The organism is Petrotoga mobilis SJ95, assembly GCF_000018605.1.
Taxonomy (GTDB): Bacteria; Thermotogota; Thermotogae; order Petrotogales; family Petrotogaceae; genus Petrotoga; species Petrotoga mobilis.
The window spans coordinates 587,271-602,409 of sequence record NC_010003.1; the positions used below are offsets into that span (position 1 = coordinate 587,271).

At 32.4% G+C, this 15,139-nt stretch carries 12 protein-coding genes; 2 read left to right on the forward strand and 10 right to left on the reverse strand.

The window, feature by feature from the left end; genetic code table 11:
• The 4 genes from PMOB_RS02765 to PMOB_RS02780 all read right to left on the reverse strand — a co-directional run bounded on the left by PMOB_RS02765 (position 1) and on the right by PMOB_RS02780 (position 5,610).
• Positions 1–1,344, reverse strand: a complete 1,344-nt coding sequence (locus tag PMOB_RS02765; RefSeq protein WP_012208373.1) for a GntP family permease — start codon at positions 1,342–1,344, stop codon at positions 1–3.
• 23 nt (positions 1,345–1,367) lie between these two features.
• Positions 1,368–2,477, reverse strand: a complete 1,110-nt coding sequence (locus tag PMOB_RS02770; protein WP_012208374.1) for a sensor domain-containing diguanylate cyclase — start codon at positions 2,475–2,477, stop codon at positions 1,368–1,370.
• A gap of 96 nt (positions 2,478–2,573) precedes the next feature.
• Complete coding sequence (locus PMOB_RS02775) at positions 2,574–3,542, reverse strand: phosphoadenosine phosphosulfate reductase domain-containing protein (RefSeq protein WP_012208375.1); 969 nt, start codon at positions 3,540–3,542, stop codon at positions 2,574–2,576.
• A gap of 13 nt (positions 3,543–3,555) precedes the next feature.
• Positions 3,556–5,610 carry a GGDEF domain-containing phosphodiesterase gene (locus PMOB_RS02780; RefSeq protein ID WP_012208376.1) on the reverse strand — a complete coding sequence of 685 codons (2,055 nt, stop codon included), beginning with the start codon at positions 5,608–5,610 and terminating at the stop codon, positions 3,556–3,558.
• A 181-nt stretch (positions 5,611–5,791) separates the two neighbouring features.
• Between PMOB_RS02780 and PMOB_RS02785 the strand changes: the two genes are divergently transcribed.
• Positions 5,792–6,670, forward strand: a complete 879-nt coding sequence (locus PMOB_RS02785) for an acetamidase/formamidase family protein (RefSeq protein ID WP_041534027.1) — start codon at positions 5,792–5,794, stop codon at positions 6,668–6,670.
• A gap of 31 nt (positions 6,671–6,701) precedes the next feature.
• Positions 6,702–7,580: an AEC family transporter gene (locus PMOB_RS02790; protein ID WP_012208378.1), complete on the forward strand. Its 879-nt coding sequence runs from the start codon at positions 6,702–6,704 to the stop codon at positions 7,578–7,580.
• Here the strand turns inward: PMOB_RS02790 and PMOB_RS02795 are convergent, their stop codons facing one another.
• The 6 genes from PMOB_RS02795 to PMOB_RS02820 are packed head-to-tail and all read right to left on the reverse strand — an operon-like array spanning position 7,581 to position 15,135.
• Positions 7,581–9,137: an alpha/beta hydrolase family protein gene (locus PMOB_RS02795; RefSeq protein ID WP_012208379.1), complete on the reverse strand. Its 1,557-nt coding sequence runs from the start codon at positions 9,135–9,137 to the stop codon at positions 7,581–7,583. It abuts the gene before it with no gap.
• Between the two features lie 39 nt (positions 9,138–9,176).
• Positions 9,177–10,856, reverse strand: a complete 1,680-nt coding sequence (locus PMOB_RS02800; protein WP_041534028.1) for a putative ABC transporter permease subunit — start codon at positions 10,854–10,856, stop codon at positions 9,177–9,179.
• Positions 10,819–11,571 (reverse strand): ABC transporter ATP-binding protein, encoded by a 753-nt coding sequence (locus tag PMOB_RS02805; protein ID WP_012208381.1) that lies wholly within the window; start codon positions 11,569–11,571, stop codon positions 10,819–10,821. Before PMOB_RS02805 ends, PMOB_RS02800 begins: the two co-directional genes overlap by 38 nt.
• Positions 11,564–12,802, reverse strand: coding sequence for a peptidase U32 family protein (locus PMOB_RS02810; RefSeq protein WP_012208382.1), 1,239 nt, complete (start codon positions 12,800–12,802; stop codon positions 11,564–11,566). The genes PMOB_RS02805 and PMOB_RS02810 overlap by 8 nt, the downstream gene beginning before the upstream one ends.
• On the reverse strand, positions 12,799–14,151 hold the full coding sequence (locus tag PMOB_RS02815) for a hypothetical protein (RefSeq protein ID WP_012208383.1): 1,353 nt from the start codon (positions 14,149–14,151) through the stop codon (positions 12,799–12,801). Before PMOB_RS02815 ends, PMOB_RS02810 begins: the two co-directional genes overlap by 4 nt.
• Positions 14,152–14,157: 6 nt before the next feature.
• Positions 14,158–15,135: an AI-2E family transporter gene (locus PMOB_RS02820; RefSeq protein WP_196793044.1), complete on the reverse strand. Its 978-nt coding sequence runs from the start codon at positions 15,133–15,135 to the stop codon at positions 14,158–14,160.
• Between the last annotated feature and the right edge of the window lie 4 nt (positions 15,136–15,139).

Consider the following 15,139-nt stretch of genomic DNA (forward strand, 5'->3'; position numbering starts at 1 on the left):
TTACAAAATCATTAAACTTATAATCCATATAACGATTGCTGCCGTGACTCCTTCTATTAATGTCCCCAGCGTTTGAAGCCTATAAGCTTGATTAACACTCATTCTAGAAAATTGTGAAACAACCCAGAAATAACTATCGTTGGCATGAGATACTACCATGGAACCAGCTCCAATGGCAACAACAGACAATGCTATTGCAGCAGGTGTGGTCAAACCTAGAGAGCCCATCAATGGTGCCATTAACGATGCAGTAGTTATTATGGCAACAGTTGAAGATCCTTGGGCCGATTTAATCGCTGCAGCTACGATAAAAGGCAGCCAGATACCTAAATTAGCTGTTGCTAAACCTTCGCCTAATACATTTGCAATTCCTGAATTTTGAAGGACTCTTCCAAATGCACCCCCAGCTCCTGTTATCAAAATAATAGATGCCGCATTCAACAATCCTTCACCTACCCAACCACTTGAAGAAAGCATCTTTTTATCTAATTTTTTAGGTAAAGTAAATGCTATTAAGACGCCTATTAAAAGAGCGATTACCGGATTACCAACAAAACCAAAAAAGTTTCTAATAGCTCCGTCTCCAAAAGGTCTGGTTGGGAAATCAGAAATTGATTTTAAAAGTATCAATATGATAGGAACAACTATCGGCATGAAAGAATTAAAAGTTGAAGGGGCTTTCTTGGTTCTTTCCTCGATCTCGGCATCACTTAATTCGGGTTCTGGTTCAATATATATTCTTTTGCCCATTATATTGGCGTATAGTACACCTATGAGCATAGCGGGAACAGAAACTATCAACCCAATCAATATAACCATCCCCAAATCTGCACCTAAGATACCAGCAGCAGCTATAGGTCCTGGGGTAGGAGGAACCATCGTATGGGTGGCATATAATCCAAGACTCAGGGCAAGACCGGTTGCTGCAAGGGAGAACTTTGCCCTCTTCGTAACAGCCCTGTTTAATGGAGAAAGAATTACATATCCAGAGTCACAAAAAACAGGGATGGAAACTATATAACCTATTATAGCCATAGCCAACGGAACTCTTTTTTCTCCAGTTAATTTTAAAGTAGCTTCTGCCATCTTAAATGCGCCACCAGACTTTTCAAGGAAAGTACCGATTATCGTACCAGCAGCGATCACTATTCCGATACTTCCAAGCGTTCCTCCAAAACCACCGGTAATTGAATCGACTATTTCTGTCAAACCCATTCCAGAAAAAATACCGAACAAAATCGCAGTGAAAAGCAAAACTAAGAAAGGGTGTAGCGTTAACCTTGCAGTTGCAAAAATTATAAAAATAACAGATAAAACCAATAAAAAGATCAACCATATACCCATTAGTAATACCCCCTTAATATTAATTAATGTATTTCTTTTTGCAAATACATTTTTTTATCGGCTATTTCAATGGCTTTCTCAATATCAGGAGCTTCTTGAGGAACAAGACAGTAACCAACACTGATAGAAGATATTATCAAGATATCGTTGATTGTTATTGGGGTTTTAACAGTTGATTTGATCCTTTGTATTATTATGTCAATACTATTGTTCTCTCTTATTTCATTTATTATTATAACAAATTCGTCTCCTCCGTACCTAAAGATTAAATCATCAGATTTAATAGAATTTTGAATTCTCTTTGTAAGGAGTTTTAAAGCTTGATCCCCTACGGTGTGACCAAAATTATCGTTAATCTGTTTAAAATTGTCAAAGTCCAAAAAAATAACGGCCTTTTTTGAACTATCAGATTTATGTTGAGAAATATATTTTTCAAGGGCTTTCCTATTGTACACCTGAGTTAAGATATCTAAATCTGAACTTAGAAACAGTTCATTCAAAGAAAAAATCGTTTTTAAAATCCTATCTATATCTTCTAGAAAATAATTTATCAATTCTTTTTCAAATTTGGATACTTTTACTTCCTTAAACCAATCCACATTCAAAACACCTATTATCTCATTTTTTACCATAATCGGCATGCCCAGCCAAGACTTAGACAAGCTATGTTTTTGATTCCAAAGAGTATTATTTTTAGTATCTTTTATAAAAAGTATTTTTTTTGTATTGAATACCCTTTTTATATGTTCTCCGCTAATCTGTATTTCTTTGGCTACTTCTTCTAAGGGAAGAAAGTCTAAATTCTTTGACCAAAATAAAAATCTCCATTCGTCATTATTGGGAGTCAATAAAAAACTCCAAGAATCGGCTTTTAAAAAGAGAGGTAACTTTTCTATAATAGATTTAAGTGCATAATCCTTTTCGACCTCATTTTCTAAACAAGTAATAGCCGTTTCAAAAAGAGAACCTTTAAATCTATGTCTTATAACCTTTTTCGGACTGGGAGGAGCGAAAGCAGGTGGTTTATCTTTTTCATTAGCGATTCTTCTAACATAGATTGCAGTTTTTATCCCTATATAAAAAACATAGACCAATATTAACAAAATTACAATAGAAATGATTATATATACCATACTAACTCCTTCAAATATTACAATTATCGTATATTAATCTTTTTTTCCTAAACATTATATCACGATTCTAACCCTTTGGATAGAATTGTGATTTTTTTATAACTTTTTATAATCCACCACAGCAAAAGTCCATAATTTGTAGTTTGAGCTTTTTACCCATTCGGCGCTTATGGGCATCGCAAATTCCGGAGCCAATCGCCCATTTAATATCCAGTATTTTGACTCTTCGTTGTTATATATACCTGGATTTACCAAAATTTTGAGTTTTAAAGCGCTGTCTACTATATCAACAAAATCTATGGTATCTTCATTCTGAAGGAGATGTTTTATCTCTTCTAAAATTTTTTTAGATGGTAAGGGTTTAACATTAATTAAAGCAATATTCTTTGAAAGAGGACCGATAATCTTAACGTTTGCAATCTCTCTTTGAACATTGTAAAAATCAAGCACATCGTGAATCACTTCATTGGCAATAATATCGGCTCTTGAATGATAATCTCTATTAACAGACATTTTTAATAAATGTTTGTACTTACAACCCTCTCTTATACTATTCTCCCCAATTTTTGGTATCTTTACATTATAGTATTGCAAAATCTCCCTTATCTCTTCTTTGTTCAAATTTAAAATAGGAGAGTATATCCCATCAAAAAACTTAATCCCCGTATTGCCCCATGAATCAGATAAGTTGGCACCTGAAGCAACTATCCCTTTATAAGAAAACTGCTTTACCTTTCCGATTTTCACAATCCTTGTACATTGATTACAATTTGGGCCATGGTACATTATCCCTTCTTGTTCTTCTTCGCCTCGTGAAAAAAATAATTTTAAACCCAACTGTTTGGATAAGGTTAAAACAGCTTCTAATCCTTTTGAGTAAGAATAACCACCAAAACAAACATTCACTAAAGTAATCTTACTTTTAGGGAAAATATCTTTTGCAAGTAGGGCTACGACGGTACTGTCCATGCCTCCTGAAAAAGCAATATACAAATGTTCATTACCTATTATCTCTTTCATTTCCTTTTTTATGGAATCTATTTTTTCTTCAATCGTTGTTGTCATTTCTCTCTCCCTTTTATATCCTAATTCTTTCTTTTTTCAAAAAAAGTTTGAACTGATCAAAGGGTAAAGGCTTACTAAAATAATAACCTTGTACCTCATAGCACCCTTCCTCTTGAAGAAATAATAACTGTTCTTCACTTTCTACACCTTCTGCAATAACTTCAAATCCTAAGCTTTTCGACATTGAAATGATACTTGATACTAATCTTTGAGACGTCTCATCATGTAAAATATTATCAATAAAACTTTTATCTATTTTTATCTTATCAATATCCAATTTATTTAAATAGGAAAGAGAAGAAAACCCTGTTCCAAAATCATCAAGGGCAATCTTTAATCCAATTTCTTTTAAAGCCTTTATTTTTTTCTGAGCTGAATAAAAATCTTCAATGAATAGATCTTCCGTAAGCTCAATTCCTAAGTAAGAAGGATTTAAATTATACTTATGCAACATACTTTCAATGTTATATAAAAAATTCTCTCTTTCAAAAAATGATTTTGAGACATTGAAAAAAATTCTTACGTTTTTATTTAATGATTCGTTTATAACGCCTGAACTCTTTATTGTTTCCTCCAAAACAAACTGATCGATCCTATCCATAAGCGCATTCTTTTTAGCAATACCCAAAAATTCATTTGGTGATAAAATAGAACCGTTCTCTTTTTGTAGCCTAATTAATGCTTCAGCACCTATAATATTCATCGAATTTGTATCTATTTGGGGTTGAAAATACATCAATAATCCCTTATTTTCCAAAGCCAAATTTATCTCATCTTCCACTTTCTTTTCAAATCCAAAAATTTTCGATAATTCGGGTGAATAAAAATTGATAGTTTTTTTCTCTGAATCTTTTAAAGCTATTTTCGCCTGATTTATTAAATCTTCTGGATTGGTTGAATCTACTGGGTAGTTGCTTACACCTATCTTCATTTTTAAAAAAATTCTTTCTCCAAATATTTGAAAAGGTTTTGATAAGTTATTTAAAAGGTTGGCTGCGAATTTTTCTAACTCATCTACATCTTCAAAACTACCAAGCAAAGCAAACTCGTGTTTAGAGATCACGGAGACAAAGTATTTTTTATCAACAATTTCGATAATTTTCTTTGCCACATCTTTTATAACGTGATTCATCGTTTCTAAACCATAAAAATCAATTAATTCGTGTAATTCTTCGATTTCCACTATCAAAAGAGCAAGTTTATTTTCTTGTGTGTTTTTTTGTAGAATCTCTTCAATCCTTTCCAATAAATTTTTCGAGTTTGGCAAACCTGTTAAAGAATCATGTTTGAGTACTCTTGTTATTTCTTCTTCTTTTTTAACCCTATTAGTAATATCCGTATTTATAGCCATATACCCTATTACTTCGTTGTTGTATCCTTTAATTTCGAAGAAATTTGAATAAAGGAATATGACTTCACCGTTCTTTTTTCTATCTATTATTCTACCGCTCCAAAATCCTTTTGATTTAAGTTCTTGCCACATCTGCTCATAAAAACTTTTATCGTGCATATTTGAAGCCCAAAAGTGAGGGTCCTTCCCGATAACCTCATCAAGAGTATAGCCGGTCATTTTTAAAAATGCTTTGTTTACCCTCACTACTTTATTGTTTTTATCAGTTATCACTATGGCCTGAGGAGAATTGTCAATTACCTCTTTTGGGAAAAATGTATCAGGACTCATCAAACCAAAATTCTTCTGGGGATTGCGAACCAAAACGTATAAAACATCTTTTCCGTCCCTTCTTTTTTTCTTTCCTATTAAATCAAAAGTATTAAAACCTTCTCTGTTGCTTTTCAAAGAAACTTTCAACGTCCACTCGGCTTCGTATTCACTGCTATTAACTTTATCGATAATTTTTTGGACATCTTCTTCTTTTATCAAACCTAATAACTCATTTAGATTTTGGGGAAGCTCGTTTTTCCCAATACCGGTGATTTGTTTTAAATTTTCTGAATACAATATCTTACCATTAGACAGATCTATTCGCATTACAGCTCCAGTATACATCTCGGAGGCGGATTCATACATATCCAACAGTTCTTCTATTGCCTTTTCATCATTTTCCACTATGACCTCTCCTGTTTAAAAAGTATTCGCTGTAAATCCTTTATAGTTATATATAATTAAAATCTGTATGATAAAATATACATTGATTATATTATACTCTTTTTAATTATAAATAAAGATAAATCAAAATGTTTAAAAATTGTTTCTTTTTTTACAAAAGATACCAAAAGAGGTGATTGTGTTGGTGAAAATAGAAAAAGAAAACTCTATATTTAGTTTTTCTAAAGCAAATACTCCCGTAGCTAAAGTTAAACCTAAAGAGAAAATCTGTATAGAGACCAAAGACGCTTTAAGTGATGAAATAAGATCCGAGAACCAGCCTTTCGATTCAATAAACTGGGAAAAAGTTAATCCAGCTACAGGTCCTCTTTTCATTGAAGGAGCAAAAGAGGGAGACATTTTAGAAGTCAAGATAGAAAATATAAAAATAACTCGAGAGTATGGCGTAATGTTAACGGGCAAAGATATGGGAGTTTTAGGGGATGCTTTTGAACGAAGTTTTATAAAAATAGTGCCAATAAAAGAAAACAAAGCTTTTTTGTATGACTATGAAATCCCTTTAAGCCCTATGATAGGGGTTATTGGTACCGCTCCTAAAGAAGGAAGTATCCCTTGTGGTACACCTGGAGAGCATGGTGGAAACATGGATTGTAATATCATTGGAGAAGGAACTACCGTGTACCTACCTGTACATGTTGAAGGAGCTTTATTTGCTTTAGGCGATTTACATGCCACTATGGGCGATGGAGAAGTTTGCGTAACAGGTGTCGAAATTCCGGCTGAAGTATCCGTTTCATTCAATATAATAAAAGATAAAAATTGGAAATTGCCTATGGTGAAAACTGAAAAAAATATTTATACCTTAGCTTCAAAACCATCTTTAGATGAAGCTTCGATTACAGCCACAAAAAAAATGGTGCATTTTTTGAGTCAAGAATACAAATTGAGTAAAGAAAAGGCTATGTTCTTGCTCAGCGCTATCGGAAATCTTCAAATTTGCCAAGTGGTTGATCCTTTAAAAACCGTGAGAATGGAACTACCGTTAGAATTCCTAAAATAGATATTTTTAGCAATAAAAGGAGAGTAATTCAGTGACAGCACTTATAAACTTCGTAATAATAGCAACCATAGGAAATATATCTAAAAGATTTTTACCTAAAAACACAGGTGAGATTCTAACAACTTTGATAATCAATTTTACACTTCCCATGACTGTATTTATAGGAGTAACTTCATCTCAAATAGATTTATCCAAATTATTTTTTGTTCTGATAGGCTTTTTAGGTGGTTTACTGATCTTTTGGGGCGGAAAATTTTTAATAAGAACTTTAAAAATCGAAGATGTAAAAATAAGTACCGTAATACTATTAGCTTTTTGTGGATTGAATATAGGACTTTTCATGTACCCTTTGGCAGAGATGTTATGGGGGATTGAATCCATAACTTACTTTGCACTTTACGACTTAGGAAACAGTTTTATAGTATTTGGAGTTGGCAAGTCTGTTGCTGAAGGAAAAGGTGGAAAGTTTCATATTGTAGACCTGTTTGAATTTCCTCCCTTTATAGCTTTAATTATAGCTTTTCTACTAAACGGCGTTAATTTACCTGAATTAATACTTTCTCCTATGATGGTCATAAAAGATGCCAATAATTTTTTGATAATGTTTTTAGTAGGTTTTTATTTCAATATAGTATCTCTAAAAGCTCACAGAAGGATCTTAACGATTTCTGTAACCACAAAGTATTTATTGGGGCTTATAGTTTCGTTATTCACTTTACTAATCCCTGTAAGTACAGAACTGCAAAGAATTTCTCTTTTTCTTTCCCCATTGCTACCAAGTGCAATGATGGCGATCGTTTATTCGGTAAAAAACAACTATGACTCCGAACTCGCTAGCAGTTTCGTGAGTCTGACAACTCTTATTTCTTTCATAATTGTATTTGTTGTAACAGCGATAATGGGGTTTTGATCAAAGTCCCTGGCTTTCCAACCAAAGTGCGATTTGATCGACTACTTTATCTTCAAATTTTAATGTTTGGAAGTTGACAAGCTCATGAGCCATATTCTCTATGTAAACTATTTCTAAATCATTTTTCTTTTTCAATTCTTTTTCATATTCTTTTAAGAGCTCGTAGGGCGTCTTCAAATCTTGTGTGCCATTGATTATTAATAACGGAACATTCATATTCACAAACTTTTCTACCATACTTCGACTAAGCTCACTCCATCGAATTAAAAATTCTCCACTATAATAATCTAAATATAGCTCGTTTGGGTCTATTTCTCCTTTTTTCATACTTTCATTTACTTTTTTTGCCTCTGTTAAAACGTCTTCTAACTTTTTTATAACACTATCTAATGAATTGTCAGTATTATGCTTTTTATAATAATTTATTTGATATTCTACTTGGTAAACTATTTGATCTGTAATCTCTAGCAAAGCTGGAGAAAGAGTAACAGCAGCAAATACTTCTTCTCCTTCAATTATATAAGGTAAGAAAGAAGCTCCTTGACTGTGACCAATAACGATTATTTTTTCTTTATCAACTTCTGGTAGGGTTTTTAAGTATCTTATAGCTGCTTGTGCGTCTTTGATAAACGCCTCCGGCATAACCTTTGAAAAATTTTGTCCGTTTTTTGCCATGGTGAAATTTCTTTTGTCATATTTTAAAACTATATATCCTTCTTCAACTAGGCCTTCTGAAAGGTGCAAAAAAGGTGTAAGCGTTCCAATAGTTTCATTTCTGTCAAGTGGGCCTGAACCATGTACCAAGACAATACCGAATGACTTCTTATTTTTATCAACTTCTTTTGGAATCATCAGAGAACCTTCCAATTTAAAGCCATCGAAACTGTCAAAAATAATTTCTTTTTCAACGTAATTTTTCGCTTTTTGCTCTTTCTTGTGCATTGTTACTTCAATTGATTGAGAAGGTATCTCAACCTTAGTGATTTTACCGTCTTGAAAGGCTACATTCTGTGCTAAACCCGAAAACAAAATTACCAAATTTTGAGGATCTTTATACTCAATTTCCACGTCTAAAATTGCATTGTTCCAGGTTGTCTGGTTTAGAGACAATTGAGGAACAAATGCTGAATATTTACCTTCGGGCAAATTTTTATAATAAAGGGCGAATATATGGTCTAAAATGAAGTTATTATCTAAAATAATTACGTTTTCTACGTTATAATTTTTTAAATTTATACCGTTGAATTGATTTGTGACCTTTTTCCCGTTGTAAGTACTTACCAAAGTTCCTTGCTTTTGATTGTCAACAAAAATCTCTAGTGAATATTCTTGAAATGTCCAAGAATCATCATATTTTGTTTCTGAAACAAATTTTAGGGTGTTTTCCCCTATATTTAAAATAGAGGTAGTTTTTCCCAAACAATTAGCTACATCAAACTCCACGATAATATTTCCAATCTCTGCATCGTTTTGATAAATATAATACTGATAACTTTCTGAAAAAGCCAGCATAAAGCTAAACATAACCGGTAAAATTAAAACAAAAAACTTCTTCACATACATCACCTCTTGCAGTTTTTTTAAAAACAATTACTATTATAATTCTCTACTTAGAAGCTGAACGGTTTTTCTTTTTAAATATCTCCATAGTATTAAGCTAAAAATCAAGAATATGAAGTTTAGAGAGATTAAAATAATATATTGATCGAACAGAGGAACCAATTTATATATCAAGAACCCTACGATTCCTACAACTCCAAAAACCAACAATATAGCAAGCAAACCATTTATATTTTGTTTCATCGCCTTCTGTGGATTATCCCAGTTTAAGTATGGTTTTGAAGCATCAATAATCATTTGAATTATATTTAGAAACAAATTAAAAATAATCGCTAAGATCATGGCTCCGCAAAATTCATAAAGATTTAGTTTAAAAAGCAATGTCCCAATAATTAAACCAGAAACAAAACCTAATGAGCTTATTTGTACAATATGTTTAATTTTGGCCCTTAAAATTTGATCCACATTCACAGGTAGTATTTTCAGTTCTTTTATCAACCCTCCTTCCCTTGAAAAACATGAGTAAGAAAGACCATTTATAGACGAGGCTAAAGTTGCAACAAAACCAACAATAAATAATTTGTATTGTAATATCGTACTTATTATTTCATTACTTAACCCTAATTCCACATTATTGAATATAATACCAAAGACTATCAATATTATTGGAAAGGCCAAAACATTACTAAATCCATTGACTGAAAATGAAGGTGTTTTCAAAAAATACAGCCACTCTCTTTTCAATAGAGCTTTGTCTACCGTAGATTCTTTCGTGAAGAAGTTATAAGTTCCTTGAGTTTTAGATTTTCTAAGTAAAGGCTTTGATTCTATCAGAGAAGAATAATTAGAATAATATAATTTTTCACCAACATACAACGTTAAAATTAATAGGGATAAATGAAAGCCCAGGAACAATAAAAGCCATGCTAAATTTAAAAAAATGCTACTAGTTAAAGATTTTACGGCTAAAAAAGCAGGGGGATAAATCCTTGCTAACTTAGTAATGATGCTATCGGGATTGATAGAAATATTAGGTATTTCGTTGCTATTTTGCATATTTATTGAGAAAGTTGACCCTGATAAAAACAAATATAAACCAAAGATAACTATAAGAAAAATTGTTGATAAATACAATAGAAGCTCTAGCCTATTAGATTTTTTTAATAATCTTGAAGTGAACAAAGTATAGAGTAAAACCAAAGTCATTGGAAATACTTGCGAAAAAAGAAAAACAATTATGAATATTAAATAATATAAAAAATTTTGTTTAGTATAAACCCCAAAATAAATCAAAGGAGGCAGCAATAATATCAATGAAATAAACATTTGATCTGATAAAATTACAGATAATTTCCCTAAAATAACTTCATAAGGTTTCAAAGGTAAGGTTAACAAAAGCTTCATGTCTTCATTGATAAATAATTCTCCAATCAGCAGAAAAGCACCTAAGAAGAAGCCAAAAAAACCAGCTAAGACAAAAAAATTTGCCAGAAATAATGGCTGAATATTCAAGATTGTATAAGTTTCCAAAGTAGTTTTAAGCATGTTGAGGTAGGGAAATGAATAGGCAACAACCGTTGGTACAAGTGCGCAAAAAATAACTATAAAAGTAATTAAATCACTTTTATTCCTTTTTATAGAGTATTTAGTTTTGGAAATTCCATAGTGCTGATCTAATTTAATCAAGATAAGAGAAATCAATCTTTTCACTTTCACTATTTGTCACCTCTAGGAATATTTGCTCCAAACTTTTATCCCCTTTGAGCTTTCTTAGTTCGTTTATAGAACCATCAAAGATGATTTTCCCTTTATCAATTATTGCTATTTCATCACAAATTTTTTCTGCAATTTCCATAATATGTGTGGAAAAAAATACTATATTTCCTGCTTCCACATGTTTTTTCATAAGATTTTTCAGAATAAAAGCTGACTCAGGATCAAGTCCAACAATCGGCTCGTCGAGAATCCAGAACTTTGGGTTGTGAATCAACGCAGCAATCAGAGTTAATTTTTGTTTCATTCCATGGGAGTAAGTAGAAATAGGATTACTAATAGAGTTTTCGAGCTTAAAGGTTTTTATCAGCCACTCCCCTCTTTTTTTGCGTTCATCAAGCGGAACCTCAAACACATCGCTTATAAAATTTAGATAAGATATTCCTGTTATCTTTTCAAATAGAAATGGTTCATCCGGAACAAAACCTATCAACTTTTTTATCTTTATTGGTTCTTTTTGAAATTCCATACCATCATAAATAATTCTTCCAGAAGTTGGTTTGTACAAACCAGTAATCATGTTTATAGTGGTTGTTTTTCCTGCACCGTTAGGCCCTAAAAACCCGAAAATTTTCCCATCTTCTATTTCCAAGTTTACATGATCCACCGCTACTACGTTTTCAGCAAAACGTTTTGTAAGATTGATCAACTCAATCAATTTGATTACTGCCTCCTTTTTCAGGAACTCGGATTAAATCACCGAGGTCCAAGGAATTATCCCCTCTCAAAATTATCTTTTGATTGGGATTCGCACTGTCGATTAAACTACCATCTTCCAGATTTACTATTTGATCTAATAATATTTTGGTATTTTCACCTTTTTTGGTTACAATCTCTAATTCTTCACCCTTTTCTATCTTATTCCTGATATCAACAACATATTGATCTTCAGATATCTTTTCTATAATTTTTCCCACAAATTTGTAGTTTCTAATGTAGGACGAAGTCTTATAATTTTGGGAGTTTTCACCCGGTTTATGAAAATAAAAACCTGATGTGTACTCTCTGTGACTAACACTTTCGAGTTCTTTTTTTAAACTATCGATAAGTTCTTTAGTGTATTCTTTGTTGTAATAACTATCTATTGCTTGCCTGTATACTTTAGTCGTCATTCCTGCATAATAACTACTTTTCATCCTTCCTTCTATCTTTAAACTATCAACCCCGGTTTCGATTATTTTGTCGAGAAAATCAACAGTACAAAGGTCTTTAGAATTCATAATGTAAGTTCCTCTTTCATCTTCAAACACAGGAAAATATTCCCCGGGTCTTTTTTCTTCCATTAGATAGTACTTCCATCTGCAAGGCTGTGTACATTGACCTCTGTTGGCATCTCGTCCCGTTAAGTAATTACTTAATAGACATCTGCCTGAAATAGATACACACATCGCTCCATGAATAAATACTTCAATGTCTATATCTGGGACTTTTTCTCTGATTTCTGATATTTCTTTTAATGAAAGTTCTCTTGCCAATATGACCCTCTTCGCTCCTAAATCTCTCCACATGGAAACGCTGGCCCAATTGGTGTTACTTGCCTGAGTGCTTACGATCAAAGGTAAGTTTGAGTTTCTTTTCACAATATTAAATACACCCAAATCCGCAACTATTACCCCATCAACATTTAAACTTTCCAAATAATTTACATAATCAGGTAAGAGTTCTAATTCAGAATTGTGAGGTATTGCATTGAGTGTTACAAAAAGCTTCTTTTGTAATTTTCTGGCCAATTTTACCGCCTTTTCCAATTCTTCGTCTTCAAAATTTTTGGAAAATGCCCTTAAATTTAGAATTTTTCCACCAATGTATGCGACATCGGCACCATAGTGATACACAGTTTCCAATTTTTCGTAGTTCCCCGCAGGGGATAACAACTCGACTTTTTTCATGGCAATAAAAAGTTCACCTCGAATAAATAAGATATTATAAATGTCTCAAATTCTTCCTCACCATTCTCCAAGGATTTCCACTTCATCTCAAAATCTCCCACCTTTGTATTGAACAAGAAACTGAAAATATTGCTGTTGATCATACCTTTTGAGTTCGTTCCATAATCCCAGATGTAATTGAAATAACCTTTTTCAAAGGCTAAGGTTAAATCAACACTATTAATCTTGGAATTCTCTCCATACTTGAAACCAAAAGGATAGTCAAAAAAAATTCTGGCACCAGGTGCGGAAGATAAAGCAATGGTTCTGTAGTATAAATTATCGTACGGATAATCACTTGAAAAAAAGTTATCTTCTATTTCATATCTCTCAGCACCAAGTTTAAATTTGGCACCTTCAAAATCAAAGGTCTTTGAAAGTCCTAAACCATAACCAGTGCTATTTGTGTCATAATTAAACGCATATTCAGTATCTATATTTATATCCCAAAAAGGGATAATTTTCATGTACCCACCATATACACCCACATCTGATTTTACAAACATATTTACAGGATTGGGTAACTCTCCCGCCACCTGATTCAATGAGCTTAATCCCAAATAAAGTTTTTCGTTTGGATTATAATTTAAACCATTATAAAAAACATTTCTAAAGGCGATAAACTCGTCAGCCATCGCAGCGTACTCTTCTTTTGAAAGCAAAGGCACCATGGATAAAACAGAAAATTCGTAATCTAGTTTCTCATTAAAAGAATAAGAAATAGCCAACGTATCATAATAAGGAGAGTTATTTGATAAAACGAGGTTGTATTTCATAGGGCCGTATGAAAGAGGGACTCTTCCCAGCAAAAAACTAAGATCTTCTTTATTGTAAGATAAATAAGAATAAGTGGGAAAATCTAGAGAGATATAAACCAAAGTTGGCAGGTTAAAAAGATTATAATTTTCGTAAGTAAAGTAAGAAGTATCACCTAACCTGAAATCAGCGATGAACTGTGCATAAAAATAATCGCTATAATAGTTTTTGATTCCGAACGTGAATAAATTTCCGTTTTCTAAAACAAAATCCCTAAACAGGACTTCATTTATTTCTGTACTTCTATACCAGCCTGTAGATAGATTAAAATTATCAATAATTCTGTCCTCGTATTTTAAATCCATCGAAAAGTGGATATAATTTTCAAAACTTTCTGGAGAGCTTTTTAAATCTCCATAAATAGGATATTTTAAATAGACTTCCCCTAGTTTTTTAAAATAGTATTCGGGATCATTTTCTGTTAACAGATTGGCAGATGAGAAACTAAATATTGCCAACAAAATGGTTATTAAAAAAAGATAAAGTTTTTTCATTTAGTATCACTTGATTTTTATCACAAAATATTCCCAAAAGTTTCTAATATAAACAACTATCGGAAGGGCGATAAGAATGCCTAAAAAGCTGAATAACTCACCGAATAAAAGTATAGATATTATTATTACAAACCAATGCAAATTTAGAGCATTACTTTGGATTCTCGGACTGAAGAACCACATTTCTAACTGATTGGCAGCGGTTAAAATTACTAAACCTATTATTAGACCGATTAGCCCATTTTCGGTAAAAGCTAACATCAACAAAGGAACCGCCGAAATAACTACTCCCAAATAGGGTATAAAATCAGTGATCCAAGCCAAGATACCTAAAAAAAGTGCACTTGGTATACCAAAGATGAAGGACATTAACCCAATGAAAGTTCCTACCATTATAGCTGTCAAAAATTGTCCATGTACAAATCTTTCAAACTGTGAGTATGTATCCTTCATAAATTTCAAACCCTTTTCTCTGTCGTTGACAGGGTAGAGTTTCCATAAATTATTCTTCGTGATCGTTTTTAATGAACCTATTGCCGCAGTTGTTACCACCAAAACAATTGCGGAAGTTATCAAATTTGGAATGGATGATAAAAGTTGGTTCATCAAACCTAAGGCAAAATCAGAAAGATTTTTGTTCAAATCGTTGATAAAAGTAACCAACCATTCTGGTAGTTGAGCCAATGCTTCTTCTTGTGGAATTGTTAAAGAGGAAAGCATAGAAAATAGTTTATTGCCTTCACTAATCACAACGGGGAAAAATGTGATCGCTGCATACAATACTAAACCTAAGACAAGTATATGTGATAAAACGGCAGATATCTTAGAGTTCATAACCTTTGAAAATAACTTTTGTGGTGCTTCTATGAGCATGGACAAAAAAACGCCCAAAATCAACGCTGCGATAATAAAAGGAGAAAAATGAGCCAAAAGCAGAAATACAACTAAATATATTAATGACAACCAGCCACCTTGTGACAACAATATT

What these genes read in the sequence shown, in the direction of transcription:
- PMOB_RS02765 (WP_012208373.1), bottom strand. Translation starts at nt 1,344, where the DNA reads ATGGGTATATGGTTGATCTTTTTATTGGTTTTATCTGTTATTTTTATA.
- PMOB_RS02770 (WP_012208374.1), bottom strand. Translation starts at nt 2,477, where the DNA reads ATGGTATATATAATCATTTCTATTGTAATTTTGTTAATATTGGTCTAT.
- PMOB_RS02775 (WP_012208375.1), bottom strand. Translation starts at nt 3,542, where the DNA reads ATGACAACAACGATTGAAGAAAAAATAGATTCCATAAAAAAGGAAATG.
- PMOB_RS02810 (WP_012208382.1), bottom strand. Translation starts at nt 12,802, where the DNA reads ATGAAAAAAGTCGAGTTGTTATCCCCTGCGGGGAACTACGAAAAATTG.
- PMOB_RS02815 (WP_012208383.1), bottom strand. Translation starts at nt 14,151, where the DNA reads ATGAAAAAACTTTATCTTTTTTTAATAACCATTTTGTTGGCAATATTT.